At 66.5% G+C, this 26,401-nt stretch carries 30 protein-coding genes; 14 read left to right on the forward strand and 16 right to left on the reverse strand.

The window, feature by feature from the left end:
- The first annotated feature begins 327 nt into the window (after positions 1-327).
- The 3 genes from F2P44_RS26040 (at position 328) to F2P44_RS26050 (ending at position 2,497) form a co-directional block, all read left to right on the forward strand.
- Positions 328-1,593, forward strand: coding sequence for an endo-1,4-beta-xylanase (locus F2P44_RS26040; protein WP_223165106.1), 1,266 nt, complete (start codon positions 328-330; stop codon positions 1,591-1,593).
- A gap of 158 nt (positions 1,594-1,751) precedes the next feature.
- The gene (locus F2P44_RS26045; RefSeq protein ID WP_167090909.1) at positions 1,752-1,970 is read left to right on the forward strand and encodes an RNA polymerase sigma factor sigma-70 region 4 domain-containing protein; all 219 of its coding nucleotides are present in this window, start codon (positions 1,752-1,754) and stop codon (positions 1,968-1,970) included.
- 14 nt (positions 1,971-1,984) lie between these two features.
- The gene (locus F2P44_RS26050) at positions 1,985-2,497 is read left to right on the forward strand and encodes a Clp protease N-terminal domain-containing protein (protein ID WP_167090912.1); all 513 of its coding nucleotides are present in this window, start codon (positions 1,985-1,987) and stop codon (positions 2,495-2,497) included.
- Here F2P44_RS26050 and map read toward each other — a convergent pair.
- The 3 genes from map to F2P44_RS26065 are packed head-to-tail and all read right to left on the reverse strand — an operon-like array spanning position 2,494 to position 6,137.
- Positions 2,494-3,288, reverse strand: coding sequence for a type I methionyl aminopeptidase (gene map, locus F2P44_RS26055; RefSeq protein ID WP_167090915.1), 795 nt, complete (start codon positions 3,286-3,288; stop codon positions 2,494-2,496). The genes F2P44_RS26050 and map overlap by 4 nt on opposite strands.
- A gap of 8 nt (positions 3,289-3,296) precedes the next feature.
- Positions 3,297-3,884 carry a TetR/AcrR family transcriptional regulator gene (locus F2P44_RS26060; protein WP_167090917.1) on the reverse strand — a complete coding sequence of 196 codons (588 nt, stop codon included), beginning with the start codon at positions 3,882-3,884 and terminating at the stop codon, positions 3,297-3,299.
- Positions 3,885-3,902: 18 nt separating this feature from the next.
- Positions 3,903-6,137, reverse strand: coding sequence for a hypothetical protein (locus F2P44_RS26065; protein ID WP_167090920.1), 2,235 nt, complete (start codon positions 6,135-6,137; stop codon positions 3,903-3,905).
- A 120-nt stretch (positions 6,138-6,257) separates the two neighbouring features.
- On the opposite strand from F2P44_RS26065, the gene F2P44_RS26070 reads away from it, so the two are divergent.
- The gene (locus F2P44_RS26070; RefSeq protein ID WP_167090922.1) at positions 6,258-6,632 is read left to right on the forward strand and encodes a zinc finger Ran-binding domain-containing protein; all 375 of its coding nucleotides are present in this window, start codon (positions 6,258-6,260) and stop codon (positions 6,630-6,632) included.
- Here the strand turns inward: F2P44_RS26070 and F2P44_RS26075 are convergent.
- Together F2P44_RS26075 and F2P44_RS26080 are read right to left on the reverse strand one after the other, a co-directional pair.
- Complete coding sequence (locus F2P44_RS26075; protein ID WP_167090925.1) at positions 6,629-7,198, reverse strand: DUF8082 domain-containing protein; 570 nt, start codon at positions 7,196-7,198, stop codon at positions 6,629-6,631. The genes F2P44_RS26070 and F2P44_RS26075 overlap by 4 nt on opposite strands.
- A 19-nt stretch (positions 7,199-7,217) precedes the next feature.
- Positions 7,218-8,297: a cache domain-containing protein gene (locus F2P44_RS26080; protein ID WP_167090928.1), complete on the reverse strand. Its 1,080-nt coding sequence runs from the start codon at positions 8,295-8,297 to the stop codon at positions 7,218-7,220.
- 176 nt (positions 8,298-8,473) lie between these two features.
- Between F2P44_RS26080 and bla the strand changes: the two genes are divergently transcribed.
- The gene (gene bla, locus F2P44_RS26085) at positions 8,474-9,379 is read left to right on the forward strand and encodes a class A beta-lactamase (protein WP_167090931.1); all 906 of its coding nucleotides are present in this window, start codon (positions 8,474-8,476) and stop codon (positions 9,377-9,379) included.
- A 19-nt stretch (positions 9,380-9,398) separates the two neighbouring features.
- Here the strand turns inward: bla and F2P44_RS26090 are convergent, their stop codons facing one another.
- The 4 genes from F2P44_RS26090 to F2P44_RS26105 form a co-directional block, all read right to left on the reverse strand.
- Positions 9,399-9,623, reverse strand: a complete 225-nt coding sequence (locus F2P44_RS26090; protein ID WP_167090934.1) for a hypothetical protein — start codon at positions 9,621-9,623, stop codon at positions 9,399-9,401.
- A 139-nt stretch (positions 9,624-9,762) separates the two neighbouring features.
- Complete coding sequence (locus tag F2P44_RS26095; RefSeq protein ID WP_167090937.1) at positions 9,763-10,245, reverse strand: arsenate reductase ArsC; 483 nt, start codon at positions 10,243-10,245, stop codon at positions 9,763-9,765.
- A 28-nt stretch (positions 10,246-10,273) separates the two neighbouring features.
- Positions 10,274-10,948, reverse strand: a complete 675-nt coding sequence (locus F2P44_RS26100; RefSeq protein WP_167090939.1) for an aquaporin — start codon at positions 10,946-10,948, stop codon at positions 10,274-10,276.
- Positions 10,945-11,265 (reverse strand): ArsR/SmtB family transcription factor, encoded by a 321-nt coding sequence (locus F2P44_RS26105; protein WP_167090942.1) that lies wholly within the window; start codon positions 11,263-11,265, stop codon positions 10,945-10,947. Before F2P44_RS26105 ends, F2P44_RS26100 begins: the two co-directional genes overlap by 4 nt.
- 162 nt (positions 11,266-11,427) lie before the next feature.
- Here F2P44_RS26105 and F2P44_RS26110 point away from each other — a divergent pair, with 162 nt between their 5' ends.
- The 3 genes from F2P44_RS26110 to F2P44_RS26120 all read left to right on the forward strand — a co-directional run bounded on the left by F2P44_RS26110 (position 11,428) and on the right by F2P44_RS26120 (position 14,153).
- The gene (locus tag F2P44_RS26110) at positions 11,428-11,973 is read left to right on the forward strand and encodes a Spy/CpxP family protein refolding chaperone (protein WP_167090945.1); all 546 of its coding nucleotides are present in this window, start codon (positions 11,428-11,430) and stop codon (positions 11,971-11,973) included.
- Between the two features lie 73 nt (positions 11,974-12,046).
- On the forward strand, positions 12,047-12,751 hold the full coding sequence (locus tag F2P44_RS26115; RefSeq protein ID WP_187363431.1) for a response regulator: 705 nt from the start codon (positions 12,047-12,049) through the stop codon (positions 12,749-12,751).
- Positions 12,744-14,153 (forward strand): HAMP domain-containing sensor histidine kinase, encoded by a 1,410-nt coding sequence (locus F2P44_RS26120; protein WP_229423761.1) that lies wholly within the window; start codon positions 12,744-12,746, stop codon positions 14,151-14,153. The genes F2P44_RS26115 and F2P44_RS26120 overlap by 8 nt, the downstream gene beginning before the upstream one ends.
- On the opposite strand, the gene F2P44_RS26125 is transcribed toward F2P44_RS26120, so the two are convergent.
- From F2P44_RS26125 to F2P44_RS26135, 3 genes are read right to left on the reverse strand one after another with little or no spacing between them, the layout of a single operon-like run.
- Complete coding sequence (locus tag F2P44_RS26125; RefSeq protein WP_167090951.1) at positions 14,150-14,377, reverse strand: hypothetical protein; 228 nt, start codon at positions 14,375-14,377, stop codon at positions 14,150-14,152. The two genes, F2P44_RS26120 and F2P44_RS26125, sit on opposite strands and share 4 nt — an antisense overlap.
- 8 nt (positions 14,378-14,385) lie before the next feature.
- A complete protein-coding gene (locus F2P44_RS26130; RefSeq protein WP_167090954.1) occupies positions 14,386-14,850 on the reverse strand; it encodes a DUF2269 family protein in 465 nt (154 codons plus the stop codon).
- Positions 14,850-16,139, reverse strand: a complete 1,290-nt coding sequence (locus F2P44_RS26135; RefSeq protein ID WP_167090957.1) for an SDR family oxidoreductase — start codon at positions 16,137-16,139, stop codon at positions 14,850-14,852. The genes F2P44_RS26130 and F2P44_RS26135 overlap by 1 nt, the downstream gene beginning before the upstream one ends.
- Positions 16,140-16,212: 73 nt before the next feature.
- Between F2P44_RS26135 and F2P44_RS34945 the strand changes: the two genes are divergently transcribed.
- A complete protein-coding gene (locus F2P44_RS34945; protein WP_187363432.1) occupies positions 16,213-16,761 on the forward strand; it encodes a hypothetical protein in 549 nt (182 codons plus the stop codon).
- On the opposite strand, the gene F2P44_RS26145 is transcribed toward F2P44_RS34945, so the two are convergent.
- A complete protein-coding gene (locus F2P44_RS26145; RefSeq protein ID WP_167090960.1) occupies positions 16,758-19,247 on the reverse strand; it encodes a TonB-dependent receptor plug domain-containing protein in 2,490 nt (829 codons plus the stop codon). The genes F2P44_RS34945 and F2P44_RS26145 overlap by 4 nt on opposite strands.
- 270 nt (positions 19,248-19,517) lie before the next feature.
- Positions 19,518-20,465: a DUF808 domain-containing protein gene (locus F2P44_RS26150; protein ID WP_167090962.1), complete on the reverse strand. Its 948-nt coding sequence runs from the start codon at positions 20,463-20,465 to the stop codon at positions 19,518-19,520.
- Positions 20,466-20,697: 232 nt separating this feature from the next.
- On the opposite strand from F2P44_RS26150, the gene F2P44_RS26155 reads away from it, so the two are divergent.
- The 5 genes from F2P44_RS26155 to F2P44_RS26175 all read left to right on the forward strand — a co-directional run bounded on the left by F2P44_RS26155 (position 20,698) and on the right by F2P44_RS26175 (position 24,991).
- Positions 20,698-20,907 (forward strand): BrnA antitoxin family protein, encoded by a 210-nt coding sequence (locus F2P44_RS26155; RefSeq protein ID WP_167090965.1) that lies wholly within the window; start codon positions 20,698-20,700, stop codon positions 20,905-20,907.
- A gap of 234 nt (positions 20,908-21,141) precedes the next feature.
- Positions 21,142-21,426 carry an HU family DNA-binding protein gene (locus tag F2P44_RS26160; protein WP_054265369.1) on the forward strand — a complete coding sequence of 95 codons (285 nt, stop codon included), beginning with the start codon at positions 21,142-21,144 and terminating at the stop codon, positions 21,424-21,426.
- Between the two features lie 156 nt (positions 21,427-21,582).
- On the forward strand, positions 21,583-22,224 hold the full coding sequence (locus F2P44_RS26165; RefSeq protein ID WP_167090968.1) for a LysE family transporter: 642 nt from the start codon (positions 21,583-21,585) through the stop codon (positions 22,222-22,224).
- A 116-nt stretch (positions 22,225-22,340) separates the two neighbouring features.
- On the forward strand, positions 22,341-24,572 hold the full coding sequence (locus tag F2P44_RS26170; protein ID WP_167090971.1) for a DUF6600 domain-containing protein: 2,232 nt from the start codon (positions 22,341-22,343) through the stop codon (positions 24,570-24,572).
- A gap of 152 nt (positions 24,573-24,724) precedes the next feature.
- Positions 24,725-24,991 (forward strand): DUF493 family protein, encoded by a 267-nt coding sequence (locus tag F2P44_RS26175; protein WP_167090974.1) that lies wholly within the window; start codon positions 24,725-24,727, stop codon positions 24,989-24,991.
- Here the strand turns inward: F2P44_RS26175 and F2P44_RS26180 are convergent, their stop codons facing one another.
- On the reverse strand, positions 24,992-25,804 hold the full coding sequence (locus F2P44_RS26180) for an ABC transporter permease (RefSeq protein ID WP_167090977.1): 813 nt from the start codon (positions 25,802-25,804) through the stop codon (positions 24,992-24,994).
- Between the two features lie 72 nt (positions 25,805-25,876).
- Entirely contained in the window at positions 25,877-26,065 is a 189-nt protein-coding gene (locus F2P44_RS35180) for a hypothetical protein (RefSeq protein ID WP_223165107.1), read from the reverse strand.
- Positions 26,066-26,401 lie beyond the last annotated feature (336 nt).

The raw sequence follows: 26,401 nt of genomic DNA on the forward strand, positions 1-26,401 counted from the left end.
CACGCATACAGCCGGGCCGGCCGACATCGCGCGCTCGCATGCAGTTCAAAATCAATGAGGATGCGGGCCGGGAAAGTGGTAGTCAACTGGTTTTCAAAATTACCCTATGGAGCAATACCAGTGCGTAAAGGAAGGTTCTGTTGCAGGCATGCGCGGGCGCTTTCCGGCACCCGCAAAATAGCCGGCGGGCCGGGCCCGGCCGATTGACTTGCGGGTATGTTTGCCGCACAATCCAACAATCAAAACGTTATTTATTTGCCAATGAAAACGTTTTCATAATCCCTTGCATTTAATGTTGCAACCTATAAAAACCATTCTGGAGACCCGATGCGAATTTCTTCCGCCACGTTCAGTTTATGCCTGCTCCTGTCCGCCTGCGGCGGTGACGCCGATCCCGGCAGCCGCACGGCCGCGCCAGCGCCACCGGCGGCCGATGTCGCAGCCGATACGATCCCGGCGCACGACGATGCGCCCCCGCCGGCCCTGGCCAGCGAGGCGGACGACGGCATGACCGGCGTTGACTCCGGCTCGTCCGGGAAGACCAGCGCGACCGGCGTGAGCAAATTAAGCAAGCTGGCCACGTTCCCGGTCGGCGTCTCGCTCTCCTATGGCAATGAAGCCTTCAGCTACACCAACAGCCCGCCGCAACAGGCTGTCATCAAGACCCATTTCAGCCAGCTCACGGCCGGCAATATCATGAAGATGAGTTATCTGCATCCGGACCGGGATACCTATAACTTCACCCAGGCCGACGATTTCCTGAAATTCGCCAAGGACAATGGCAAGACCCTGCACGCGCATACCCTGATCTGGCACGCCGATTACCAGGTTCCGGCCTTCATGAAAAACTACCAGGGCGACAAGGCGGCTTGGCTGGCGATGCTCAAGACCCACGTGCAAACGATTGCCACGCACTTTTCCGGCAAAGTCGCGAGCTGGGATGTGGTGAACGAAGCCATTAACGATGGCGGCGGCTACCGCAATTCGATTTTTTACCAGAAGACGGGTACCGACTATATCGAACAGGCGTTCATCAATGCGCGCGCGGTCGACAAGAAGGCCGACCTGTACTACAACGATTACAACATCGAGGCCGACAGCGCCAAGCTGCAAACCCTGACCAATATGCTCGATGGTTTCAAGGCGCGCTCGGTGCCGATCAGCGGGGTCGGCTTCCAGATGCATATCTTTATGGATTATCCATCGGTGAGCACCATTTCGGCGGCCTTCAAGCGCGCCGTGGACCGCAATCTGAAGGTGAAGATCACCGAGCTCGATATCCCCATCAATAATCCCTTCAGCGCGCCGTACAAAGCCGGCGACATCAAGCGCGAACTGACGCCGGCACTGGCGCTGGCGCAGAAAAAGCGCTATTGCGAAGTGGTGAAAGCGTATATGGACACGGTACCGGCCAAACTGCGCGGCGGCGTGACGGTATGGGGCGTGAGCGACCCAAGCAGCTGGCTCATTTCCGACCTGTTTAAAAACGCGCACGCCGACTGGCCGCTGCTGTTCGACGGCGCCTACCAGCAAAAGCCGGCCTTGCGCGGCGTGGCCGATGGCTTGTCCGGCAAGGCTTGCACCAATACCTGAGTGGCGGGGCGGCGCGCGGGAGGGGCGCCAGGCGCCCGGTTTTATGCATACCAATTTGGCAAGCGTAAAAAATGTGGTATTAACGCCCACGCTACCGTTATTCGGCATATCGTCAACTTATGTTGACAGAATCTCCCGCCTGGCTTATTGTCCCACCCATGATCGATCCCCGCCACATGCCCTCGCCCGACGACCCTGCCGATGCCCTGGCGGCGGTGGTGGCGCTGCGCCGTTACGCCGATGCGCTGGAACGCAAGGCGGTCAACGCGGCGCTCGGGCAGGGCTGGTCGTGGAGCGACATTGCACAGGCGCTGGGCGTGTCGAAGCAGGCCGCCCACAAGCGCCTGGCGGGTTCAGTGACGGATGAAGACAGTTAATCGGGAGGCAGTCGATGTTTCAACGTATACGCCAGCGTCTGGGCGACATGAAGACGATTCAGTATCTGTGCCAGGGGGCGGAAAAATACGCCCTGGCCGACCAGCAGCATGCACCGGCGGCGGAGCATTTCCTGCTCTCCGCGCTCGACCTGGAAGACGGCACGGCGCGCCGCGCCTTCGAACAGGTCCATGCCGATCCGGCGCAGCTGCCGCAGGCGATCGCGCAGCAGTATCGCGACGCGCTGCGTTTTGCGGGACTCACGCCCGACCCGGCCCTCGACGCGCCCGAACCGCTCAAACCAAGCCGGCGCCTGTACGATGCGGCGCCCTCGGGCGCTGAACTGATGCAAACCCTGGCGCAGCAGCGTTCGGGCGAGCGCGGCCCCTTGCTGGGCGCGCACGTGGTGGCGCTGGTGGCGGCGATGCGCCAGGGCGTGGCCCCGCGCTCGCTGGTGGCGCTGGGCGTCGATGCGGAAGCGCTGCGCGCGGCGGCCCAGGCTGAAATCGGCGCTTACCGGGGTGCTTAGCGCCCGGCGCCCGACAGCGTGAAAATCTCGACGCCGCTCTCCGTCACCGCCACCGAGTGCTCGAACTGGGCCGACCACTTGCGGTCCTTGGTCACGGTGGTCCATTTGTCGGGCAACACCGTCACCTCGCGCGTGCCGACGTTGACCATCGGCTCGATCGTGAAGATCATGCCCGGTTCGAGAACGATGCCGGTGCCGGCGCGTCCGTAGTGCGTCACCTGCGGCGCATCGTGGAACACCTGGCCGATGCCATGGCCGCAAAAATCGCGCACCGATGAAAAGCCCTGCGCCTTGATGCAGGCCTCGATCGCCGCGCCGACGTCGCCCAGGGTGGCGCCCGGACGCACCGTGCGCACGCCCGTCATCATCGACTCGTACGCGGTATCGACCAGGCGCCTGGCCAGGATCGATACCGTGCCCACTTCGAAGGTGCGGCTGGTGTCGCCGAACCAGCCATTGAGTTTGGGCGTGACATCGATGTTGACGATGTCGCCCTCGCGCAGGATCTTCTTGTCCGACGGAATACCGTGCGTGACCACGTGGTTCACCGAAATGCAGCTGGCGTGCTTGTAGCCGTGGTAATCGATGGTGGCCGGAATGCTGCCGGCGGCGCGCATGAATTCTTCGCACATGGCGTCCAGGGTGGCGGTCGACACGCCCGGCCGCACGTGCGGCGCGATGAAATCGAGCGTCTCGGCGGCCACGCGGCCGGCTGCGCGCATGCCTTCGAAGCCCGCTTCGTCGTACAGGGGAATCGGTTTGCCGTGTTCTGTTTGTGAGGAGTAGCGCATAGGGTTTCTCAGTGAGGTGAGGCGGCCAGCGCGCCGACCGCGTCGTGCGAGGCGCGCAGGATCGCGTCGAGCGTGGCGGGGATCGCCTTGTTGTGGGCCAGGTAGGGTTTGACGATGGCAATCGGCGCGTCGATCAGCATGAAACGCAGCGTATGGGCCGCATCGTCGCCATCGGCGCCACGGCGCCGCAGGCAGCGCTCGAAGCAGGCGTCGAGGCGCGCCTGCTCCGCTTCGAGCAGCTCGTTCAGTTCCGCCGAGGGCGGCGCGCCCAGGTCCGGGCAGTCTTCGTATTGCAGCAGAAAACGCGCATACACCGGTTTGCCGCGGCACCAGTCGAGCAGCGCCGCCACCGGTATCCACGTGTCCTCTTCATCCCAGTGGCGCGCCACCTGTTCGCGAAAATCGGCTTTCACCGTCAGCCAGGCGTGCGCCAGCAGCGTGCTGCGCGAATCGAAGCGGTGATACACCGATCCGATCGGCGCGCCGGCCCGGATGGCGATCGCCGCCATCGACACCGAGCCGATGCCGCAGGTGGCGGCGATCTCGATGGCGCCGTCGATAAAGGTATGTGCGTTGTATTTTGCGAGTCTGACCATTCAAATAGAATATAGATTCTATTTGAGTTCGTCAAGCGCACTGTCCTTCAGCACTTGCTCAAGGCGCCGCAACTCCTGCTCTTCTTCTGGCGTGCGGGCGCTTTTCGCGCGCAGCGGCGCGGCGCGCTCGCCCGCCCACAAGTAGGTCAGGCCGGGCGAGGCTTGTTCCTGCGCCGGTTGCCGGGCCGTGGCGCGGCGGCGCTCGGCCACGACCTGCGGCGCCGCCGGTTTCCAGCCGCTGAGCAGGCGTACCAGGTCGTCGTGCAGCGATCCGATGCGCGGCACGCGTGACAGCGCGGCCACGCCATCCATCTTTTCCCACAGGACGTTGGGACCGGCGAGCGCTTCCAGGGCGATCAGGCGCACCTGGTCGGGGCGCTGCTGGTAATGCTGGAGCAGCGCGTCCGCCATGCCGGGCATGATCGGCTGCGGCCCGTGGATCCATACCACCGCGCCGTCGCTGCTGGCCGCCGCCCATTCCCAGGCCATCAGCAGTGCCGCGCTGTTGTCGTGCCCTCCTTCGTACGCGATGTCCTGCAAGTGCCGCACGCTGGCCAGCGGATCGGAAGGATCGTGCAGGAACACGTGCGGCGCCCGGCCGCCGGCCACGATCACGCCCAGTTCCAGGTTGCCCGGGAAGGAGGTCGCGGCGCGCGCCAGCTGCTCGCGCTGCGCGGCCAGCGCGATCGAAGCGTCGATCACCAGCGCCACGCGGCGCGGAATGCGCGCACTTTTCTGGCTGATGGTTTGCACGATCGCGCCGCCCTGCGTGGTCGGATCGTGGCTCCACGCATGCGTGTCGGCCGGCGCGCGCACGGCGCTGATGATGGCCGCGCCGACGCCAGGGAGCGGCTCGGCGACGTCGCCGTGCACCGCGAACGGCAGCGTGGCGCCGGCCCGCTCGCGCACGCCGGGCGCGCCCCGCAGCGCGCTGGCCGATTGCACCGACACCGCATGGCGCAAGGCCGGCGCGATCTCGAAATTGCGTTCGCTGAACGAGGGCAGCTGAGGATAGCCCAGGCCCGGTTCATTGAGCACCAGCGGCGCGGTCAGCGCAATGCGCACGGTCAGCTCGCGTCCAGCCTGCACAGCCCCCAGCTGGAGCATGAGGTGGTCCTTGCCCGCCGTGGTCACCAGGACCGGGGCGCGCTCGGAGAAATGGGTCCTGGAGCGCGCCTCGCGGGCCCGGATGCCGCCGACGGCATCCGCGTAGCGCTCTCCGCCCTCGTCCTTCAAGGTGACGCGCGCGACCACCGCGCCAGCCGGCAGGGTGATGCGCGCGCGTGCTTCTTCGGCATTGCGTCCGTCGTTGCGGATCACCATGGTCCACTCCAGGTAGCCGAGCGCCGCCCTGGCATCGACCGTGCCATCGATGCGCGAACCGGCCAGCAGCAGGCCCTCCACGCGCGCGCCCACGATCGGGCCGCCGGCATCCTGGTCGTAGGAGCGCCATGGGGCGGCCGCCTCGCTGGCGGACACCGGCACGGCGCTGAACGGGGTGCCGGTAAGGCGGTAGTAGACCGCGCGCGCCTCCTCGGCGGTGCTTGAGACGCGCTTCATCAAAATGAGGCTGGTCACGTCGAGCGGGATGTTGCCCTCTCCGTAGCACAGGGCCTGCATGATTTTTTCGTTGCCGAGGTAGCGCAGCAGGCGTATCCCGTTTGCGCTGGTGGTCTGTGCTTCATCGGCCGCCATGCGGATGCCGATCCGCGTGATGGCGGATGGCAGTTCCATCGAGCCGCTAATGGCCAGCGCCAGCAGCACGCCGGGCCAGGCGGCGCTTGGCGGCGCGCCGCCGTCCGCCAGCATCCGGCGCCGCAGCAAGCGACGCGCGGCCAGTGCCGCCAGCAGCGACAACAGCGGCGCCAGTATCAGCAAGCCGATGCCGAAGAAGATGATGGTGGCGATGCCGCCCGGCGTGAGCGGCAGGAACAGCACGGTGAAGAAGGCGCTGATCCCGGTCGCGAAGCCGTGCAGCAGCGCCAGCGGCCGTGACAGCGCCGGCCGCTCGCTCTTCAGGGTGATCATCAGCAGGGCGTTGGCCAGCGGGACGCTGGCAATCAGGAGCAGGTGCACGGCGATGGCGTCGGACAGTCCCGTCTGCGCGATGTACGCGGCGGCGAGCAGGATCGCAACCGCGATCACCGGCAGGATCACGCCGGCGAACCAGATCGCTGCGCGGATGGAAAAACGCAGCGCGGGGAGCGGCGCTGACGTAACGGTGGGGTTCAGGCAGGCGTGTTGATCGATCATGGCGTTCCAGGGGAAACTTGACAGGCCATGAGCGTAGCAAGCGCGTGTGCGCTGGGAATGTGCTGAATGTGAAGTGGGCCGGTGCTACACTGCGTCGGATTCATTTCTGGATGTCCGACCATGCAAGCTTACGAGTGGCAATGCCACGTCTGCAAACGCAGCAATAGCGCCGTGCGCGATACCTGTACCGCCTGCGGCTTTCCCGCAGCTGCACGCGGCGAGGATATCCTGCTGAAACGCGCGCTGCGGGCCGACGCCACCGAAACACCGCCGGTGCTGGCCGGCGCGACCTTGCCCGAGCCGCTTGTCGACCTGCCGCTCTGGCGCAAGGTGCTTGGCGGCAGCGGCATGTTGGTAGGCGCGGCCGGTGGGCTATGGGCCAAATTTTCCTGGACCATGCAATTCATGGAAATCGCATTCCTGATGATGGCCGGCGGCGCGTTGCTGGCCTACCTGTGCATCCCTCGGAAAACCGCGCCGTCCCCGCCCCCCTAAACCGCCCCCAGCCCCAGCGCGCGTCCCGCTTCCAGCCGGAAATCGGCAGCCTGCTTCTTGTCGGGAATATCGGCCGCCAGCGCCATCACCAGCGCGCGCAGGTCGCCCGCCTCGCTGGCGTGTTCGGCGCAGACGATGGTCGCCATCGGCCCGATGTGCCCGGCCAGCATGCGTTCGAGCTTGAGCAGGTCTTCGCGCGCAAACGCGGCCGGCGCCGGCCGCGGACGCGTCGGCTGCGGCCCCGCCCGCGCCGGCGCGCGCAGCGGCGCCGGATCGTTGAGCAAGTCCATCAGGTTGACCCCGGCCGCGGTGCCGCCCGTCTGCTTGGCCACGTAACTGTCGTCGAAGCGCACGCTGGCGCGCAGCATGGTGCGCATCGCCGCCACCGCCTCTTCGCCGCGCTGTCCACGGCACAGCAGCATGACGATATTGCCGCCGTCCATGTGCACCTGGGCCATGCGGTTGTCGTCGCTGACGATGAACGCGGTGCCGGTGCGGCGCTGGTCGCGGAACTGCCGCAACTGGTCCACGATGCCGCCGAACGGCATCAGCTCCTGGTGTGTCATGGCGTCTCCCCCGTGTGCGTCATGCTCTGCGGCTCAGGCGGCTGATGGCCATCTGGATGCTGATGCCCAGCCGGTCGATGGCGCGCGCCAGGGAGCCGATTTCATCGCCGCGCAGGGTGCCCGGAATGCTGTCCGTAAACTCGCCCTTGCTCAGCTGTTCCGCCACCACGATCAACTGGTTGATCGGCAGCGTCAACTGTTTGGCCAGGAAGGCGGCCACGCCCACCACCAGCACGGCGGTCAGCACGATCAGTGCGCGCGCGCCGCTTTCGATGCGTTCGAGCGCGGCGTAGGCTTCGGCGTAATCCTGCTCCACCAGCAGGGTCCAGCCCTGCGGCAACTTGCGCGAGTAGCCGACCACCCGCTTGTCGCCCGAGACATACACGGTCGGCTGTTCGCTGATGCCATCGACCTTGAGCGCCGGATAGTTGCTCATGTCTTGCACCGCGTCGGTGGCCTGGTCGGACCGGCCCGAGGCGATCACCTTGTTGTCGGCGTCGAGCAGGATCGCGTAGCCGGTGTCGCCGATGCGGGTGTCCTTGATGACCCGCGAAATATCATCGAGCTTCATGGCCATGGCCAGTACGCCCACCGTGCCGCCCATGGCGTTGCGGATCGGCACGGCCAGGGTCAGGGCGGGACGGCCGGTCGACTTGCTGATCAGCACCTGGCGGCTCGATATCTCGCCCTTCATGGCCGCCTGGAAATAGCTGCGTTCGCCGTAGCGGGTCAGCGGCTTGTCGTCGCTGCGCGCGACGTTCTCGCCGGTCGGCTCGATGGTGTACACCACGAAAGCCCATTCATAGCTTTCGCCCATGGTGCGCAGCACGGGCGTCTGGCGCGCCGCATCCATGCTGCGGATGTCGTCGAGCTTGGCGGTCTGGCGCAGCGCGCGCACGTTGGCCTCGTCCCAGCCGGTGATGCCGGTGGCGATGCCGCTGGCGGTCATCATCAATTGCTGCGAACTGGTCGCTGCCGCGTCCGAGCGCGCCTGGCTGCTGCCCGCGTACCACACGCCCAGCAGCGGAATGAGCGATACCGCCAGCAAGGTGATCACCAGCTTGTGAAAAATAGTCAGACGGAATGATTCGGATTTCATCGGGAGTTTCCTTTTCTGTGGACAGCCCGGCGTCCCTGCGCACGGTGCGCAAGCGGAGAGGGGATATCGACAGAAGACCATATTTCCACAAGACAATGGTTGAGATGGGACAAGGCATCGTGGAGAATGGCGGCTCTACAACACTGTGCCGTCCCACCCCACTATTGAAAGCCCCCATGACTTCTTCGCACTCTTTTTCGCCGCGCCGGCGCACCTTGCTGGCGGCGGGCGCCTGCGCTCCCCTGTTCGCGGGCTGCGCGTTTGGACCGTCTGGCCATCTCGTCATGACGGATGCGCACGCCAGCCTTGCCGCCCTGGAAAAAGCCGCCGGCGGACGCCTGGGCGTGGCGGCGCTCGATACCGGCACCGGCCGCCAGCTGGGGCATCGCGCCAGCGAGCGCTTCCCGATGTGCAGCACCTTCAAGGCCATCGCGGCCGCCGCCATCCTCGCGCACGCCAGCAAGGTGCCGGGCTTGCTGGCGCAGCGCGTACGCTACACCAGGGCCGACCTGGTGACCTATTCCCCGATTACCGAGCAAGAGCTGGACAAGGGCATGACGGTGGCTGAACTGTGCGAGGCGACCATCCAGTACAGCGACAACGCGGCCGCCAACCTGCTCATGAAGCTCATCGGCGGCCCGGCGGGCGTGACCGCGTTCGCGCGCAGCGTGGGCGATGCCACGTTCCGGCTGGACCGCTGGGAAACCGAGCTCAACACGGCGATCCCGGGTGATCCGCGCGACACCACCACCCCGCAGGCGATGACGACCCTGCTGCGCCGCGTGGCGCTCGATGACGGCTTGCCGCCGGCGCAGCGCGATCAGTTGCAAGAATGGATGCGCGGTAACACAACCGGCGCGGCACGGATACGCGCGGGCGTGCCGGCCGGCTGGGCGGTGGCCGACAAGACGGGCACTGGGGCTTACGGTTCGAGCAACGATATCGGCATCGTGTTTCCACCCAAGGGCGCGCCGGTCGTGCTGGCGCTGTATTACACGCAGGCGGCGCCGGACGCCAAGGCCAACAGCGAGATCCTGGCGGCGGCCACGCGGATCGTGATGGAGCACTTCAAGCGCCTGTAACAGTGCCGGCCACGGCCCCTCAGGCGGTGGAGGTGGTCTTGCCGCGCGGGCGCTGCGCGAACAGGCCGGTGCGGCGCAACCGCATGCCGCGCGAATGAATCCCGCTGATCGCGCCCCACGCCGACGCCCAGCGCGCCGCGCGCGCCTTTTCCTCCTCGCTCAAGGCGTCGATGGCGCGGTCGATCGCCTTGACCATGCGTGCCATGCCATAGGCCTTGCGTTGTTCCTTGCCCCGGTATTTCATGTGCTGCCCGCATTAACTTACTTGCCTTCATGGTATGCCCACTGATTAGGCAGCACTGTTCGCCATCGCACGCCCACCTTTTTTAACTGAATGGCAAAATGTAACAAGTTGTTACTACGGTAGAGCTGCCGATTGCCGGCTATTGGTGCAGCGTAGCGATCCGGTCAAGTTCGCGTTTCAAGGCGTGTGCGGGGCCGTCCAGGGTAGCTGCGGGCAGTGCGAACAGCGCCTCGATGCGCGCGCGCAAGGTGGCATATGCCTGCATGAAGCTGGCGTCGATCCGGGCCTCGCCGCCGCTGGCGTGGGCCGGATCGTCCACGCCCCAGTGCGCGCGCAACACCGGTCCCAGGTAGGCGGGACAGGTTTCCCCGGCCGCGCTGCCGCACACCGTGATGACGATATCGGGCGTGAGCGCCAGGCTGTCCCACGACTTGCTGTGATAGCCCGCGCAGGCGATGCCCTCGCGCGCCAGCAGGGCCAGCGAGCGTGGATGCACCTCGCCGGTCGGCTTGCTGCCGGCGCTGATGGCCTGCCAGCCGCTTGGGGCCAGATGATTGAAGGTCGCTTCGGCCAGGATCGAGCGGCACGAATTGCCGGTGCAGAGGAACAAGACGGTTTTCATGGGCATTTTTCTCAACAGTGGATGACAATCAAGGCGAACCGGTTTCCGGCGCGGGCCGGTACAGCCAGCCAAACAGCAGGGTTGCCGTAGCCGCGCCCGCCAGTTGGGCCAGGATGAAGCCGGGCGCGTCCGCCGGCCGGATGCCGGCAAAGGTGTCGCTGGCCGCGCGCGCCAGGGTCACCGCCGGATTGGCGAACGAAGTCGACGCGGTGAACCAGTACGCGGCCGTGATATACGCGGCCACGGCAAACGGGGTAGCGCCCGGGCGCGTGCGCGAACAGCCGATAATGACCCCGAGCAAGCCAAAACTGGCCACGAACTCGCTCCACCACTGGGACGGACCGGTGCGCACATGCAGCGCTGCGGACAGCAGCGGCAGCTCGAACATCGCATGCGCGGCCATCACGCCCGCCAGTGCGCCGGCCAGCTGGGCCGCGATGTAGGGCGCGAGCTGGGCCGCCGGCAGCTGCCCCTGCCAGGCCGCCGACACGCTCACCAGCGGATTGAAATGCGCGCCCGAGACGGCGCCGAAGGTGAGGATCAGCGCCACCAGCCCGGCCCCGGTCGCGATGGCATTGGCCAGCAGCGCCAGCGCCACGCTGGCGCCCGCCAGGCGCTCGGCCATGATGCCGGAACCGACCACGATCGCCAGCAGGAAGGCGCTGCCCAAGCCTTCCGCCACCAGGCGGCGCGCCAGCGTCATGGCGGCACCGGACTGCTGTCCGGCCCGCAAGGAATGCCGCCGCAGCAGTTGTCGGTCAGGAAACCGATCAGCGCACGCATGGTCGGCATGTGGGCCGCGTAAATCAGGTAGCGCCCGCTCGGGGTCGGGGCGACCAGCCCGGCATGGCTCAGTTCCTTGAGGTGGAACGATAGCGACGATGGCACAATGCCGAGCCGCTCGCCGATCAGCCCCGGCGACATCCCGTCCGGTCCCGCCTCGATCAGCAGCCGGAACACCGCCAGCCGCGATTCCTGGGCCAGCGCGGCCAGCGCCGCCAGTGCATCCTTGTTTTCCATTGCCCGCTCCCTGTTCGACGTTTCCATAATATTGGAAACGTCGAAGATGCACAAGTGCCTGCTTTACAAAACTTTACCGGCCGCACACGAAGCAGACAGGGGCGCGCCCTACAGTGGAACCATGCGAGCCCACCCTGGTCCCGCACTCACGAAAGGCAGCCCATGAATCCGCATAAGCACTCACACCCGCACCCGCACCACGACCACACCCACGCACACGGCGAGCACGGCCCGGCACGGCGCGGCCGCCGCTGGCTGGTCGGTGCCGCCCTCGGCCTGGCCGCCGGCGCCATGACCCTGGCCGGCGCCAGCTTCGCCAGCGAAGGGCGCGGCATGCACGGCCATCGCAGCCATTTCGCCGCGCTGGACCCGGCCGATGCCGCCAAACATATCGACAAGATGGTCGATCACCTCCTGCGCGACGGCACGGCCGAGCAGAAGGCGCGCCTGTCCACGATCGCCCAATCCGCCTTTGCCGACCTGCAACCGATGCACCGCGAGCACAAGGCCAGCCGCGACAAGGCGCACGGACTGCTGTCGGCGCCCGCCATCGACCGGGTCGCCCTGGAACAGTTGCGGGTGGAGGAAGTGCAGCGGCTCGACACCGTCAGCCAACGCATCCTCGATGCGGTGGCGGATGCGGCCGAGGTGCTCACCCCCGAGCAGCGCGTGCGCTTTGCCGCGCACATGAAAAACCGCATGCAATGAGCGCCTGCCCCGAATCCGCCGCGCCATGTATCCTTGGGCCTTCCGACACTTTGGACGACAAGTCAGCTCCAGCATGCTTCCGCGCATTTTGATGATTGAAGACGACGAGCGCCTGGCCGGCATGGTCGTCACCTACCTCGGCCAGAACGGTTACACGGTGGCGCACGCCACCACCGCCGCCGCCGGGCTGGCCGAGCTGCAGGCGAGCGCCCCGGCGCTGGTCCTGCTCGACCTGATGCTGCCCGACGCCGATGGCCTGGAGGTGTGCCGCCGCATCCGCGCCCTGGGCGCGCCGCTGGCGTCGGTGCCGATCGTCATGCTCACCGCCAAGGGCGATCCGTTCGACCGCGTGGTGGGGCTGGAACTGGGTGCCGACGACTACCTGCCCAAGCCATTCGAGCCGCGCGAACTGCTGGCGCGCCTGCGCGCCGTGCTGCGCCGTCCCCAGCTGGCCGAGGCCGAGACCAGCGTGCGCCAGTTCGGCCGCCTGGCGATCGACAGCGGCGCGCGCAAGGTCACGGTTGACGGCCAGCCGCGCAGCCTGACCGCCTACCAGTTCGACCTGTTGCAGGCGCTGGCCGAGCGCGCCGGGCGCGTGCTCTCGCGCGAGCACCTGATCGACGCCGTCAAGGGCGAGTCGCTGGAACCGTTCGACCGCTCGATCGACGTGCATATCGGACGCCTGCGCCAGGCCATCGAGGACGATCCCAAGCAGCCCAAGCGCATCATCACCGTGCGCGGCGCCGGCTACGTGTTCGCCAAGGTGCAGGATGCGTAGGCGCGAACGCGAAGCCGAGGCCGGAACCGGGGATGGCAAGGGCCATCGTGGCCGCGAACGTGGCTGGAAGCGCGCAGCGGAGCGCGACGGCACCCCGCCCCGCGAGCGCGGCCGCAGCCGGCGCGCGCGGCGCTTTTCAATGGCGCACCACCTGTACCTGCGCATTTACGGCGCGCTGCTGGTGAGCCTGGGACTGGCCGCCTGCCTGTTCGGGCTGGTGCACTGGGCCTACGATCCGGAACACCTGAACTCGGGCAATGAAGCCATCGCCGAGCTGGCGTCCAGCGTGCTGCCGCCACCCAGCGCGCCGCGCGCGCAGCAGCAAGCCGCGCTGACCCGCTGGGGCAAGCGCCTGCAAACCGACCTGGCACTGTACACGCCCGGCGGCGAGCCGCTTGCCGCCGCCGGCGCGCCCTTGCCGCCACTGTCGAACGCGCAGCGCGACACCAGGCTGTTCGGGCCGATGGCGGTGTTCACCCTGCAGTTGCCCGACGGACGCTGGCTGGTCGGCCAGCGCGCCTACGGCAAGCGCGCTTCGCTCGGGCTGCTGGTGATTTTGCTGCTGGTCGCCATGATGGTCGCGGCCGCCGCTTATCCGGTGGTGCGGCGCCTCACGCGGCGCCTGGAACGCTTGCAATCGAGCGTGGAAACCTGGGGCGGCGGCCAGCTCGGCACCCGCGTCGCGGTCGAAGGCAAGGATGAAGTGGCGCGCCTGGCCACCAGCTTCAACCAGGCGGCGGCGCGCATCGAGGCGCTGGTCGGCTCGCAGAAGAGCTTGCTGGCGAACGCCTCGCACGAATTGCGCTCGCCGCTGGCGCGGATCCGCATGGCGGTCGAACTGATGCAGGAACAGGCGGCCCCGGCGATTCGCGACGAGCTGACCCGCAATATCGGCGAACTCGACCAGTTGATCGATGAAGTCTTGCTGGCCAGCCGGCTCGATGCCACCGCCGAATTGGCGCGCAGCGACGAGCAGGTCGACCTGGCCGCCATCGTGGCCGAGGAGTGCACGCGGGTGGGCGCGAGCTTCGACGCGGCGGCGCTGACCCTGGCGGGCGACGCGCGCCTGCTGCGGCGCCTGGTGCGCAACCTGCTGGAAAACGCGGCCCGCTACGGGGCCGGTTCGTCGGTGCACGCCAGCCTGCGCTGGCAAGACAAGGACGCGATCGTGCTCGATGTGTGCGACAGCGGCCCCGGCGTGCCCGAGGCGCAGCGCGAACGCATTTTCGAGCCGTTTTACCGGGTGCCGGGCGCGAGCGAGTCGGCCGGCGGCGTCGGCCTCGGCCTGTCCCTGGTGCGCCAGATTGCGCGCCATCATGGCGGCGACGTGCGCTGCCTGGCGGGCGAGCCGGGAGGCTGCTGCTTCCGCGTGCAGTTGCCAGCACCGTTGCCGGTGGTTTAAGGCTGCTTGCTGGCGTAAGCGTCGTGCACGTGCTGACTGATAAAGGTCGCCAGCCCCTGCCCCGCCTGCGCCAGCAGCTTCATCGTCTCCACGTGCTCGCGCCCGGCGCTGGCGTAGGTGTAGACATACACCGCGCCGCCGGCGAAGCGCACCATGATCTGGCGCGCGCCGATGCGGTACGCCTGCACCCCGGAGTCGCCGGACAGATTCGCGTACGCAAGCATGGGCGCGCTCATGCGGGTTTGGCCACCATCAGCCAGAACACGATCACCAGCGCGAAAAATGCCGGAATCCCCAGCAGCACCCACAGGCGCAGGTAGCGCCAGTACAGGGCCGGCAGCTCGGTGCCGTCGCGCGCGGCCAGCTGGGCCATGTCGCGCATGCGCAGCTGCATCCACACCACCGGCAGCCAGCAGGCGCCGGCAAAGAAATACAGGCCGAGCGACCACAGGATCCAGGTGCTGGTCCACGGAAAACCGGCCAGGTGGATCAGGTACAGGCCGGTCACCGGCTGGACGATGATGGTGGTGGTGGTAAACATCCAGTCGGCCAGCACCACATGGCGGCTGACCACGGCAATGGCGCGCACGTCGCGGCTCAGGCTGGTGAACAGCATGTAGAAGGCCGAGCCGATGCCGGTGCCGAACAACAAGGTCGACGACAGGATGTGCAGCCATTTGACGATCAGGTAGTCCATTACTTTTCCTCAAGTTCGAACAACAGCCAGATGGCAGCCAGCATGGGCAGGTTCTTGCTCAGCGGTCCGTACGGATGCAGCAGGAATTCCGGCAGCCTGAAGGCAATCACCAGGGTATAGAAACCGATCAGCAGCAATTGCGCGCCCCACAGCCAGCGCCGCCGTTTCAGGGTCAAGATGCCGATTCCGATCAGCAGGTCGAGCGCGCAGGCGCCGTACAGCATGAGCGGCGCCAGCGCGGCCGGCACGCCTGTCCGTTCGAGCAGCTGGACACTTTGTTCGACCGGGTACAGCCCGGCCGAGACCGCCGCCGTGGCCATCCACACCGCCGCGATGCTGACGCGCAGCACCGGCATCAGCCAGTGCAGCTTGGCCTGCATGCGTTCGGCGGCGGGGTCGTCGATGAAGCTGCTGACCGGACGCGGCAGGCGGCCGATCAGGCGCACCGTCATGCCGGGATCGGCGCTGCTGCCGCGGTCGAGCATGCGCAGGGCGTCGCGGTTGAGCAGGCTGCCCGGCACCAGGCGACACAGCCCTGCCAGCGCGCTGCCGCACCAGGACGGCAAGCGCAGCACGCGCAGCTTGCCCAGGCCCATGCCGCTGCGCAGTGCCGCCAGATACTCGGTGAACGGCAAGGCGGCCGGGCCCACCAGGGCGATGCGCTGGGCCGTGGCACCGCCCGGGCCGACCGGCAAGGGGCGCCGGATCAGGCTGGCGATGGCGCTGGCCACGTCGTCCACGTGGATCGGCTGCACCAGTTGCGGCGCGTCGCCGAAGCGGGCGCAGAACGGCAGGCTGGCCAGGGTGCGGAACACGCGCGCGCTGACGCCATCCTTGCCGTACACCAGCGACGGCTGCAGGATGGCCGAGCGCAGCGGCAGCAGGGCCAGGTAATCGTCGGCCGCCTTCTTGCTCAGGTGATAGGCGCTGTCGGCCTGCTGGTCTGCGCCCAGCGCGGACAGCTGGAGCACCATGCGCACGTCGTCCGATTCGACGCAGGCGGCGAACAGGGCGCGCGGCGTGTCGCTGTGCACCGTGGCGAAGGTTTGCTTGCCGTGTTCGCGAAAAATGCCGACCGTGTTGATGACCACGTCGATGCCGTCCAGGCGCGCCAGCCAGACCGATTTATCGGTATCCTTGACGAAGTCAGCCGTGATATAGCTCAGGCGCGGACGCGTGCTGGCGCGCGCTGTGCGCACGGCGGCCACCACGTAATATCCCTCGGCAAGCAATATATTCAGCAGATGCCTGCCGATAAATCCACTCGCTCCTGTCAGCAAAATGCGCATCCGACCTCCTTACCATTCATACCCATAGAGCCTATACCAACACGATACGTTCATCTCATTCCACAAGGACATCATGGATACCTGGAAATCTGCAAGCCAACGCGGCCTTGTCTCGGGCGCCACCGCCAGCCTGCTCTCGAGCGCCGCCCTGGCGGCCCTGGGCGAGGCCACCGATGGCAGCAGTTTCGGCCCAACCAATGCCATCAGCCACTGGCTGTGGGGCGAGAAGGCCACGCGCCGCGATGGCGCCTCCTGGCGCTACGCCATGACAGCTTACGTGATTGACCATGCCAGCGCGACCTTCTGGGCCGTGCTGTTCGAGCGCCTGCGGCCGGGCTTTGAAAAACGCCTGTCGCGTCCATCGCTGGCGCTGGTCTACGGCGCTTTCGGGCTGGGGCTGGCGGCGGGCGCGCTGCTGCTGCGGCGCGACCAAGCTGCGCGAGTCGGGATGATAGCGGGTTTTGCGCGCGGGCTCGCCGGCCGTGGCGGATCAGGGGGAGGTATGTCAGGGGGAATGCGGCGCGCCCGGCTGGCGCGGCGCGCTCATGGCAAGGCCAGGGGAGCTGGCCGCGCGCGCCGTCGTTCCCGCCATGCGCGGCAACGACGGCTGGTCGAGGTTTAGAACGCGTACGTGGCGCGCGCGTACACGAAGCGTCCGCCACGCCCGAACGCGGCGTAGTTCGGGAACGGCGCGTTGCCGCTCGGATTGAGCGCATTGCCGACCGATTCAGGATACTTGTCGAACAGGTTTTCCGCGCCGAATGCCAGGCTCAGCTTCGAGCTCAGCGCGTAACGGCCTTCCAGGTCGATCACGGTTTTCGCGCCCAGGGTCACGTCCAGCGCCGGCGAGGCGTTCGGCGACAAGACCTTGCCGTAGCGGGTGGCGCGCAGGGTGGCGCCCATCTGGCCGAGTTTCCAGTTGGTGCTGGCGTTGAACTTGTTCTTCGGCTGGCCCTGTTCCAGCGACAGCACGTTGAGGCGGTCGAACAGCGGGGTCGGGGTCGGCAGCGCCGCCAGTTGCGCCGTGGCCGGTACCTTGGTGACGTCGGTCTTGGTGAAGTTGCCAGCCACCGTGAAGTCGAACTTGCCGATGGCGCCGCCATTGGCCGCCCAGTTCACCACCACGTCGACGCCATCGGTGGTGGTATCGACGCCGTTGATGAAGAAGCGCCCGCCGCCCACGCCGATGAAGCCTTGCGTGGTCAGGAAATTGCGCACATCGGCCGAGGTCAGGTTTTCCGACAGCACGATGCGGTCGCGCACCTTGATGCGGTAAGCGTCGATGGTCACGTTGGCGCCGCCCAGGCGCAGCACCGCGCCGAGCGAGGCGTTGACCGATTTCTCGGCGTCGAGCGGCTTGGCGCCGAGCGCGATGGCCACCGAATCGGTGGGGCGGAAGGTGGTGATCTCGAACGGCACGCCGGTGATGAAGTTGGTTGCCGTCGAGGTGAAGTTCTGCTGCTGCGGCGAAGGCGCGCGGAAGCCGTTTTGCACCGATGCGCGCAGCGCGAAGGCCTTGCTGAAATCGTAGCGGCCGGCGAGCTTGCCGGCCAGGCTGTCGCCGAAGTCGGAATAATGCTCGCCGCGGATCGCAAACGAGGTCAGCAGCGACGGGGTGATGTTCGCTTCCAGGTCGATAAAGGCGCCGACGGCGGTGCGGTGCGTGTCCGACTCGTTTTGCGGCCGGAAGCCCGAAAACACTTGCGCGCCCGGCGCGGTCGGCTGGCCGTTGGGCAGCAGCTGGCCGCCGAAGCGGTACGAGTCCGGCTCGCCGGCGAACAGGCTGTAGCCTTCGCGGCGCGCTTCGGCACCGACCGCCACGTTCAGCGGCGAGGACAGGGCCGCCAGCGCGACCGAGCGCACCCCGGTCAGGTTCAGCACCAGCTGGTCGTAGGAAAAGCCGCCGGCATCGAACGAGGTCTTGCTGCTCGGGCCGATCGAGCGGTTCAGGGTGTTTTCGATGGTGAAGGCCATCTTGTTCTTGCCATAGCCGAGCGAGGCATCCATTTCCCACTCGCCCATGCTCCAGCTGGCGCCACCGGTGGCGGCCAGGTCGTCGACCACCGGGGAGATGATCGGCATGAAGCCGTCCGGATAGATCGAGGGAATGTTGCGCGGATCGTTGGACCAGCGGAAGAAGCCGGCGGAACTGGCTTCGCGTTTCTGGTAGCTGGCCCAGCCGTAGATCTTGACGCCATTGCCAAGCGTGTCGCCGGCATTCGCGAACAGGGTCGACTGCTTCATTTCCGGTTCGCCATACCAGGTGTTGAAGCGGTTGATGGTGTTTTCGCGCGGGTCGAAGGCGCCGCCCACCAGCGCGTACTGCTGGCGCATGTCGTAGCCGCTGCGTTCGGTGTGCTTCTGGTCCTTGAATTCGCCGGCGATGGTCAGATAGCCGGTCTCGCCCAGCGCCAGGCCTTTCCACAGGCTCACCGTGGCGGTCTGGCCGTCGGTGCGCTTGCGCGAGTTCTGCGCCTGCCAGGTGGCGTTGGCGGGGGCCGGGCCGGTCAGGAAATCATATTCGGTCAGGCGCGCGCCGTAATTGATGGTCGCTTCGCCGCCGTCGCGGTTGCTGCGCAGGCGCAGGTTGACCACGCCGGAAATCGCGTCCGAGCCATACTGGGCGGCCGCGCCATCGCGCAGCACTTCGATATTCTTGACGATCGCGGTCGGGATCGTGTTCAGGTCGACGGCGGCCGAGCCGCGCCCGATGGTGCCGTTCACGTTCACCAGCGACGAGGCGTGGCGGCGTTTCGAGTTCACCAGCACCAGGGTCTGGTCGGGCGCCATGCCGCGCAGGGTGGCGGGGCGGATGGTGTCGGTGCCGTCGGCCAGGCCGGGGCGCGGGAAGTTCAGCGACGGCAGGGCCACGGCCAGGGCCTGGTTGATTTCGGTGGTGCCCGAATTCTTGAGCGATTCGGCCGAGATGATGTCGACCGGGGAGGCGGTGTCGAGCGCGGTGCGGTTGGCCACGCGGGTGCCGGTCACGACCACGGTATTTGTACTGTCATTCGGTGCTGCGTCCTGGGCGATCGCCGCGCCAGTGGCGAACAGCGCTGCAATCGATAATGCCAATACGTGCTTCTTCGGTGCGAATGTTGTTTGCATACCTGCTCCCTTGGTGAAATATTAATTTTGTTTTAACTCAACCTATCAACTCAATCATGTAAATAGCGGAAATCTTGCCGAACCATACTGGGACGAAGATATGGCAAAGTCAATTACGAAGCGGGATATGCAGATCTGATAACAACAGTTTGGATTGATTCGTCAGTTCCGCGTAAGGAAGGCGGCAAGCCGGGGCGCATCCGGACGGGGCGGCAGCCAGGATGGGGCGGCCAGAATGAGGCGGCCAGAATGGCCGCCTCAGGAGGACGATCAAGCCTGGCCGCTGGCCTGCTTGCCCTTGAACAAGCGCTTGGCGCCCATCACCACACCCAGCACCAGGGCGCCGGCGATCACGCCGATGACGGCGTCGATCAGGGTCGGCACCACCGCCTTGAGCACGGGGCCGATGCCGGCCACCGCGCCGGCCGCTGTGGCCGCGTCGGCCACGATGTGGTGCAGCGCGCCGATGCCGTGCTCCAGGATGCCGCCGCCGACCATGAACATGGCCGCCGTGCCGACCACGGACAGGGTTTTCATCAGCTTGGGCGCGGCCGCCAGCAGCAGGCGGCCGAAGGCGCGCGCGGCGCCGCTGTCGCGCTTGCTCAGGTAGAGCCCGGCGTCGTCCAGCTTGACGATCCCGGCCACCAGCCCGTACACGCCGACCGTCATGACGATCGCAATCGCCACCAGCACCGCCACCTGCTGCCCGAACGGCGCCGCTTCGACCGTGCCGAGCGAGATGACGATGATCTCGGCCGACAAAATGAAGTCGGTGCGCACCGCGCCCTTGATTTTTTCCTTCTCCAGCGCGACCAGGTCGACCGATTCGTCGGACAGGGCCTTGACCAGCTCGTCGTGGTGCTGGGCGTCTTCGGCCGGGCTGTGCAGGTATTTGTGGGCGATCTTCTCGAAGCCCTCGAAGCACAGGTAGGCGCCGCCGATCATCAACAGCGGCGTGATCGCCTGCGGCAGCAAGGCGCTGATGGCCAGCGCGGCCGGCACCAGGATCGCCTTGTTCTTGAACGAGCCGAGCGCCACCGCCCACACCACCGGCAGTTCGCGGTCGGCTTTCACGCCCGTCACCTGCTGGGCGTTGAGCGCCAGGTCGTCGCCCAGCACTCCGGCGGTCTTCTTGGCCGCCACTTTGCTCATCACGGCGACATCATCGAGGATGGTCGCGATGTCGTCGATTAATGCCAGTAAACTGCTTGCAGCCATTGGTCCTGCTCCAAATTGGTCGAAAGGGAGCATCTTAACCCGAGTCCGTTCAGCCCGGCTTTTTGCATTTCACCCCCCCGAATCTGCAACTCGTCGCTTTCCGGTCATTGCCGCCATGCCATGTACGTATAGTGAAATCAGTGCAAGGCCCGGCAATTTTTGACGCAACCCGGGCCTGCCCTGATCGATTCCAAGCACGCAAGCCAACCATCCGATGTAAAGCGAGGCAACCATGAAATCCGAGTACGATTTTTCCACCACCGCCAGCGCCGCCCGCCCGGTCAAGCGCAAGACACGCATCACCATCTACCTCGACGACGAGGTATTGCAGCAGTTCCGCTCGCTCTCCGAGCAAAGCGGCAAGGGTTACCAGACCCTGATCAACGCCGCCCTGCGCACCCGCCTGCCGCAGGTGCGTCCCGAGGCCGCACTGGCCGAGTAAGCGCGCCGGCGCCGCCACCCGGCCGCCTTCCGCACGCCGCCGCGCACGCGCGGCACCGCCAAACAGCCAGCGTCCAGGCTATCGCGGCGCGCTTTTCGGAGCGCGCACGAGAGCGCCCGATCTCGTCGTGATCCAGTCACAGCGGGGCTTACTTTTGTGCGTACTCTTCGGAATTTATTACACTAGGCAATAATTATGCTAATCTTCCCGCTCTTTTAACACGGGAGGAATTTTATGAAAAAAGGCGAACTGATTGCTGAATTTGCGAAGCGTACAGAAATGTCCGGCGCAGCTGCCAACAGCGCGGTGAACACGATCATCGATATCATCACCGAGCGTCTGAAAAAAGGCGACACGGTAGGTATCACCGGTTTCGGTACGTTCTCCGTGGCCAAGCGCGCCGCGCGCAAGGGCCGCAATCCATCGACTGGCGAAGCGATCAAGATCGCTGCGTCGAAGTCGCCTAAGTTTTCGGCTGGCGCGACCTTGAAGGCTGCGGTCAACCCGAAGAAGAAGTAAGCGACTCTGCGCGCGGCCTGAAGCGGCGGCGTCGGTCCCGGACCGGCTTCGCCGCTTCAGCTGCCGCGTGTTTACCCTGCTTGCGCAGCGTGCCGTATCCGGCGTGCTATCTTGTTGTATCCTGCATGTCCCCCCATTCTCCGCACCAACGTCCCCATGCCGCTTGCCACCTGGATTGCCTTCGTCATCGCCGCTTCGCTGATCGCCGTGTCGCCCGGATCGGGCGCCGTGCTGTCGATGTCGCATGGCCTGGCCTACGGTTTCAAGAAAGCCAGCGCCACCGTGGCCGGCCTGCAATGCGGTTTGATGCTGGTGTTCGCCATCGCCGGCGCCGGGGTCGGTTCGCTGCTGCTGGCGTCGGAACTGGCGTTTAATATCGTCAAGACCATCGGCGCCCTGTACCTGATGTTCCTCGGCGTGCAGCAATGGCGCGCCCCGGTGGTGGCTGGCGCCAGCCGCGCCGACACGCCCATGCTGGCCCATCCATCCTGGCAAAAGCGCTTGCTGACCGGCTTCCTGATCAATGCGACCAACCCGAAAGGCATCATCTTCATGGTCGCGGTGTTGCCGACGTTTATCTCGAACACCCTGCCGCTGTTGCCGCAGCTACTCATCCTGGGCGCCACCATGCTGACCATCGATACCATCGTCATGCACGGCTACGCCTTCCTGGCCTCGTCCATGCAGCACTATTTCCGCGATGCCGGCGCCGTACGCAAGCAAAACCGCTTTTTTGGCGCGGTGCTGGTCTGCATCGGCGGCGCCCTGTTCTTCGTGAAGCGCGGCAACCACGCCTGAGTTGCTCAGCAGGTAACAGTAGCGCACAATGTGCAACTGTTTGTAACCCGTGTCGTCCGCGCGCGCGCTCGCGCGTTGCAGGTGGATGACGTCCCTCGTACGCCCCTGGAGCTTGTATGACTATCCCTTTCCGTAAAACCGTGATGCTGTTGGCGTTGTCCGCCATGTCGGCGCTGGCGCTGGCCGATACGCCCGCGCGCGTGGGCCGCATTGCCCTGACCCAGGGACCGGTGCATGTCAGCTCCGAAGTGGGCGACGAAGCCACGGCCGCGCTGGTGAACTGGCCGGTGACCTCGCGCAGCCAGATCGACACCGGGCGCGATGGCCGCACTGAAATCCGCATCGGGTCGACCTCGGTGCGGCTCGACAGCGACTCCTCGCTCGAAGTCATCGAGCTCGACGACGACAGCGTGCGCCTGCGCCTGCATTACGGCAGCGCCAGCATCCGCGTGCGCAACGCCGAAGTGCTGCGCGGCCTGGAAATCAGCACCCCGCAAGGCCAGGTGCGCATGCGCGACGTGGGCCGGATCCGTATCGATGCCGAACGCGTGCGCGACACCACCAATGTCTCGGTATTCGAGGGCGTGGCCCAGGTCGAGGGCGGCGGCTCCAGCCTGGCGGTCCGGGCCGGCAAGCGCGTCGACGTGCACGAAGACGACGTGCGCACCCTGCTGGCGGTACGCGACGGTTTCGACGAGTGGGCCTGGCAGCGCGACCAGCGCGACCAGCGCACCACGTCCGACCGCTACGTCACCAGCGAAATGACCGGCTACGAAGAACTCGACCAGTACGGCGTGTGGCGCGAGGACAGCGACTACGGCCCCCTGTGGACCCCGCGCCGGGTGGCGGCCGACTGGGTGCCCTACCGCGACGGCCGCTGGACTTACCTGGCGCCGTGGGGCTGGACCTGGGTCGACAACGCCCCGTGGGGCTACGCGCCTTCGCATTACGGGCGTTGGGTGATGGTCAAACAGCGCTGGTCGTGGGCGCCGGGGCGCAATATCGGGCGTCCGGTGTGGGCCCCGGCGCTGGTGGGCTGGGTCGGCGGGAATAACTGGAATCTCAGTTTCAACGACCACGGCACGCACCGCGCCGCGCCCGCGCAGGGCTGGTATCCGCTCAATCCGGGCGAAAACTACGTGCCCGGCTACCATCTGCCGCAGGAACACCTGCGCCACCACAACCGCCACGCCCGCCCCGATTACCGTCCGGGTCGGCGTGATGGCTTGACGGTGGTCGGCCTGAACCTGTTCGGCGGACGCGAACAGATCGTGGTGCCGCGCGCGCCGCGCCCCGTGCTCACGCCGCAGGCCACCCAGAATGCGCCGTTCGCCGCGCCGCCGCGTCCGCAGGGCAACTGGTCCAACCGTTTCGACCGCGATGGCGATGGCCGTCCCGAGCGCAACGGGCCGGGCCGCGTCATCACGGTGCCGCCGAACGGCGCCCAGCCGGTGGTGCCGTTCAGCCGCCGCGATGGCCGTCCGTCCGATAACGAGCGCCTGCTGCGCACCCCGCCGCAAGTGCCGCGTCCGGTCATGACCAACCCGGCGCCGCCAGTGCTCACGACCAGCGAGCCGCAGCGCAGCCTGGCCGAGCGCGACCGGCGCCAGCGCGAAGCCGACATCGAGCGGCGCGAGCGCGACATGGCCAACGAGCGCCGCCAGCGCGATGCCGAGGCGGAAGGCCGCCGCAACGCCGAGGGCCAGCAGCGCCAGCGCGAAGCCGAGCAGGTCAATCGCCAGCGCGAGGCCGAGATGGAACGCCTGCGCAGCGCCCAAGGCCAGCACCAGCAAGCGATCGAGAACGAGCGGCGCCAGCGCGAAGTCGAAGCGCAACTGCAGGCGCAACGCGACGCCAGCAATCGCCAGCAGGCCGAGCGCCAGCAGCGCGACGCCAACCTGCGCCTGCAGGTCGAACGGGTGCAGCGCGACGCCGACCACGAACGCCGTCTGCAAGCGGAGCGCCAGCAGCGCGAGAACGATAACGAGCGCCGCCAGCAAGCCGAGCGCCAGCAGCGCGACGCCGATAATGCGCGCCGCCAGCAGGCCGAACGCCAGCAGCACGATGCCGACAACGCGCGCCGCATCCAGGCCGAACGCCAGCAGCAGGATGCCGAGAATGCACGGCGCCAGCAAGCCGAACGCCAGCAGCAGGCTGAACGCCAGCAGCGCGAGGCGGCAGCGGCAGCCGCGGCACGCCAGGCTCAGCAACAACAACAACCGCAAGCGCAGCAAGTGCAGCAGCAGCAACAGAAGCAAGCCGAGCAGGCCGAAAAGCGCGAACGCGCGCGCGATGAACGCCAGGACCGCCAGGACCGCCGCAACAAGGAGCAGCAGGATATTCGCTGAGCCGCCTGCCCCCGTACCAGTCTCACCTGTTCCCCCCAAGGGAATAGTTCAAGGCCAGCCGAGTGCTGGCCTTTTTTTGGCTACAATGTCGCATAAGGTATTCCCATGCGGGGAATACGGCTGTGTTGTCAATTTTTAGAACTGGATAGTGTATGGACCCGACAGAATCCCTTATCGAATACCCGAGCGACTTCCCGATCAAGGTGATGGGCGCCACGCACGCGGACTTCGCCGCGACCATCGTCGACGTGGTGCTCGAATTCGACCCGACCTTTCACATCGGCCGCATGGAAGTGCGCCCTTCGCCGAAAGGCAATTACACGGGCCTGACAGTGACCGTGCGCGCCACCAGCCGCGCCCAGCTCGACGACCTGTACCGGGCGCTGCACGGCCACCCGATGGTCAAGATCGTGATGTAATCATCCAGGCGAGCCCGGCGCCTGGCGCTGCATGCCCCAGCGCCGCACCGTCAGGCGTTCGACGGTCTGGAACACCAGGCCTTCGACCAGCAAGCCGATGGCGATCACCGCCGCCAGCCCGGCGAACACCTTGTCGGTGAATAGTTCGTTGCGGCTCTGGAAGATGTACCAGCCCAGTCCGCCCTGGCCCGAGGTCGTCCCGAACACCAGTTCGGCTGCGATCAGGGTGCGCCACGCAAATGCCCAGCCGATTTTCAATCCCGACAACATGGCTGGCAGCGCCGCCGGAATCATCACCTGGAATACCAGCCGCGCGCCGTTCAGGCCGACATTGCGGCCGGCCATGCGCAAGGTTTCCGGCACGCTGCCAAAACCCGCATAGGCGTTCAGCGCCAGCGGCCACATCACCGAATGCACCAGCACGAACACCAGGCTGGCGCGGCCCAGGCCGAACCACAGCAGCGCCAGCGGAAGCAGCGCAATCGCCGGCAGCGGATTGAACATCGCGGTCAGGGTTTCCAGCAGGTCGCGCCCGCTGCGGCTGCCGAGCGCCAGCGAGGTGAGCACCAGCGCGCCGGCCACCCCCAGCGCGTAAGCCTGCACCAGCACCGCCAGCGACGCCGCCACGTAGCCGGGCAATTCGCCCGACAGCATGCCGGCCGCGAAGGCGCGCGCCGTTTGCAGCGCGCTGGGCAGCAGCAGCGCGTTATCCTGCCAGCGCGCCAGCGCTTCCCACAGGCCGGCCAGGAGCAGCAGCAAGAGCGACTTGCGCAGCCAGGCATGCCGCAGCGGCCCGGGCCTGTCGGCCCGCACGGGCGCCGCCGGCGCGCGCCGCCCCCACCGGCACCACGTATTCCGGGCGGATCGGCGGCAGTGGCCGGGCGCTCATGCGTGGACCGCTTCAAGCGCCGGCACGGCCAGCGAATCGTCGCCGAACAGCAGGCGGTGGATGCGGCTGCCGGCCGCCTGGAACGCCGCGCCGCCGACGCTGCCGAGATCGAACTGGGTCGCGGTAGGGACAGGAGTCGCCTCCTGCCCCCCGCACAGATCCCTGCGAGCGGAACTACCGCACAAGGCTCCTACCTTGGGTGTCTGACGTAAAAGCGTTCACTGGGGTAAGGATGGGTGTTTCGGTAAGGCGGGATGTAGCGATCCACTAGGCGATTGAATCGCTGCCAACACAAGCGATGGCGCTGACTGCGCCGTTGCAGAATGCGCCGCCATGCGCGACACACCTCGCTTCGGAAGCCGGTCAGCCGATATGCGTTTCCGGGTACTGCGAAGTAGTTGAAATAGCCTTGTACCACGCTCGACAGCCACTTTCCGACTGTAGGAACGGGTAGATGCATTTTCTTTCTCAACTGTTCCCGAATTGCTTTCAGCGTCGCTCGCATCCTCTTCTTTACGGTC

This window comes from Massilia frigida, from assembly GCF_011682175.1.
In the GTDB taxonomy this organism is placed as follows: domain Bacteria; phylum Pseudomonadota; class Gammaproteobacteria; order Burkholderiales; family Burkholderiaceae_D; genus Telluria_A; species Telluria_A frigida.

What these genes read in the sequence shown, in the direction of transcription:
- F2P44_RS26040 (WP_223165106.1), top strand. Translation starts at nt 328, where the DNA reads ATGCGAATTTCTTCCGCCACGTTCAGTTTATGCCTGCTCCTGTCCGCC.
- F2P44_RS26045 (WP_167090909.1), top strand. Translation starts at nt 1,752, where the DNA reads ATGATCGATCCCCGCCACATGCCCTCGCCCGACGACCCTGCCGATGCC.
- F2P44_RS26050 (WP_167090912.1), top strand. Translation starts at nt 1,985, where the DNA reads ATGTTTCAACGTATACGCCAGCGTCTGGGCGACATGAAGACGATTCAG.
- map (WP_167090915.1), bottom strand. Translation starts at nt 3,288, where the DNA reads ATGCGCTACTCCTCACAAACAGAACACGGCAAACCGATTCCCCTGTAC.
- F2P44_RS26060 (WP_167090917.1), bottom strand. Translation starts at nt 3,884, where the DNA reads ATGGTCAGACTCGCAAAATACAACGCACATACCTTTATCGACGGCGCC.
- F2P44_RS26065 (WP_167090920.1), bottom strand. Translation starts at nt 6,137, where the DNA reads ATGATCGATCAACACGCCTGCCTGAACCCCACCGTTACGTCAGCGCCG.
- F2P44_RS26070 (WP_167090922.1), top strand. Translation starts at nt 6,258, where the DNA reads ATGCAAGCTTACGAGTGGCAATGCCACGTCTGCAAACGCAGCAATAGC.
- F2P44_RS26075 (WP_167090925.1), bottom strand. Translation starts at nt 7,198, where the DNA reads ATGACACACCAGGAGCTGATGCCGTTCGGCGGCATCGTGGACCAGTTG.
- F2P44_RS26080 (WP_167090928.1), bottom strand. Translation starts at nt 8,297, where the DNA reads ATGAAATCCGAATCATTCCGTCTGACTATTTTTCACAAGCTGGTGATC.
- bla (WP_167090931.1), top strand. Translation starts at nt 8,474, where the DNA reads ATGACTTCTTCGCACTCTTTTTCGCCGCGCCGGCGCACCTTGCTGGCG.
- F2P44_RS26090 (WP_167090934.1), bottom strand. Translation starts at nt 9,623, where the DNA reads ATGAAATACCGGGGCAAGGAACAACGCAAGGCCTATGGCATGGCACGC.
- F2P44_RS26095 (WP_167090937.1), bottom strand. Translation starts at nt 10,245, where the DNA reads ATGAAAACCGTCTTGTTCCTCTGCACCGGCAATTCGTGCCGCTCGATC.
- F2P44_RS26100 (WP_167090939.1), bottom strand. Translation starts at nt 10,948, where the DNA reads ATGACGCTGGCGCGCCGCCTGGTGGCGGAAGGCTTGGGCAGCGCCTTC.
- F2P44_RS26105 (WP_167090942.1), bottom strand. Translation starts at nt 11,265, where the DNA reads ATGGAAAACAAGGATGCACTGGCGGCGCTGGCCGCGCTGGCCCAGGAA.
- F2P44_RS26110 (WP_167090945.1), top strand. Translation starts at nt 11,428, where the DNA reads ATGAATCCGCATAAGCACTCACACCCGCACCCGCACCACGACCACACC.
- F2P44_RS26115 (WP_187363431.1), top strand. Translation starts at nt 12,047, where the DNA reads ATGCTTCCGCGCATTTTGATGATTGAAGACGACGAGCGCCTGGCCGGC.
- F2P44_RS26120 (WP_229423761.1), top strand. Translation starts at nt 12,744, where the DNA reads ATGCGTAGGCGCGAACGCGAAGCCGAGGCCGGAACCGGGGATGGCAAG.
- F2P44_RS26125 (WP_167090951.1), bottom strand. Translation starts at nt 14,377, where the DNA reads ATGCTTGCGTACGCGAATCTGTCCGGCGACTCCGGGGTGCAGGCGTAC.
- F2P44_RS26130 (WP_167090954.1), bottom strand. Translation starts at nt 14,850, where the DNA reads ATGGACTACCTGATCGTCAAATGGCTGCACATCCTGTCGTCGACCTTG.
- F2P44_RS26135 (WP_167090957.1), bottom strand. Translation starts at nt 16,139, where the DNA reads ATGCGCATTTTGCTGACAGGAGCGAGTGGATTTATCGGCAGGCATCTG.
- F2P44_RS34945 (WP_187363432.1), top strand. Translation starts at nt 16,213, where the DNA reads ATGGATACCTGGAAATCTGCAAGCCAACGCGGCCTTGTCTCGGGCGCC.
- F2P44_RS26145 (WP_167090960.1), bottom strand. Translation starts at nt 19,247, where the DNA reads ATGCAAACAACATTCGCACCGAAGAAGCACGTATTGGCATTATCGATT.
- F2P44_RS26150 (WP_167090962.1), bottom strand. Translation starts at nt 20,465, where the DNA reads ATGGCTGCAAGCAGTTTACTGGCATTAATCGACGACATCGCGACCATC.
- F2P44_RS26155 (WP_167090965.1), top strand. Translation starts at nt 20,698, where the DNA reads ATGAAATCCGAGTACGATTTTTCCACCACCGCCAGCGCCGCCCGCCCG.
- F2P44_RS26160 (WP_054265369.1), top strand. Translation starts at nt 21,142, where the DNA reads ATGAAAAAAGGCGAACTGATTGCTGAATTTGCGAAGCGTACAGAAATG.
- F2P44_RS26165 (WP_167090968.1), top strand. Translation starts at nt 21,583, where the DNA reads ATGCCGCTTGCCACCTGGATTGCCTTCGTCATCGCCGCTTCGCTGATC.
- F2P44_RS26170 (WP_167090971.1), top strand. Translation starts at nt 22,341, where the DNA reads ATGACTATCCCTTTCCGTAAAACCGTGATGCTGTTGGCGTTGTCCGCC.
- F2P44_RS26175 (WP_167090974.1), top strand. Translation starts at nt 24,725, where the DNA reads ATGGACCCGACAGAATCCCTTATCGAATACCCGAGCGACTTCCCGATC.